The sequence below is a fragment of the Acinetobacter proteolyticus genome, assembly GCF_000367945.1.
Classification (GTDB): domain Bacteria; phylum Pseudomonadota; class Gammaproteobacteria; order Pseudomonadales; family Moraxellaceae; genus Acinetobacter; species Acinetobacter proteolyticus.
The window spans coordinates 585,032-585,670 of the sequence record NZ_KB849179.1; the positions used below are offsets into that span (position 1 = coordinate 585,032).

Annotated in this window: 1 pseudogene; it reads left to right on the top strand. The window is 45.5% G+C overall.

The window, feature by feature from the left end:
* A pseudogene (locus F993_RS20460) lies at positions 1-639 on the top strand (VENN motif pre-toxin domain-containing protein); the annotation flags it as partial.

The following is a 639-nucleotide window of genomic DNA, read 5'->3' on the forward strand; positions in this document are numbered from 1 at the left end:
ACTCAGCTTGCCGAGACGCAGAATAAAAACAGTCTCAGCACGGTAACCTTGACGCATTCTGAGCTGCGTAATGTCAGTGAGTATGATGCCAAAGGTATTTCGGTGGGTGCTGGCTTTAATGCTGGGAAAAATGATGCTCAGGGACAAAAGCAACAGGATACGGTACTGTCGAAGCCGAATAAGATTGACGGGCATGCTTCAAGCCAAGTGGGTGTAAGCAAATCGATAGGGTTTGGTCTGGACAGTGATAAAGACAGTAGTGTGACCAAGAGTGGAGTGAATACGAAAAATATCACTATCACCAATGAAACAGGTCAGCAACAACTGACAGGAAAAACTGCGGAGCAGATTAAATCTGAAATTTTGACTGATGTTACGACCGATACAGCGCGTGAGAACAGTGGTGCGCTGAACAATGTGTTTGATAAGGACAAGGTTCAGAAAGAAATCAATCTACAGATGGACGTGACCAAGAAGTTTGATGCCAATCGCCAAGAAGCTAAAGCTGAAATCAATAAGCAGATTGATGAGTTAAAAGCCGCAGGGAAAGATGCCAGCCAGTGGCAAAAAGCGGGTGTGTTATTAGATATGGTGTCGGCAGGCTTGTCCGCACATACTGCGAGTGGTGCAGGTATTGCA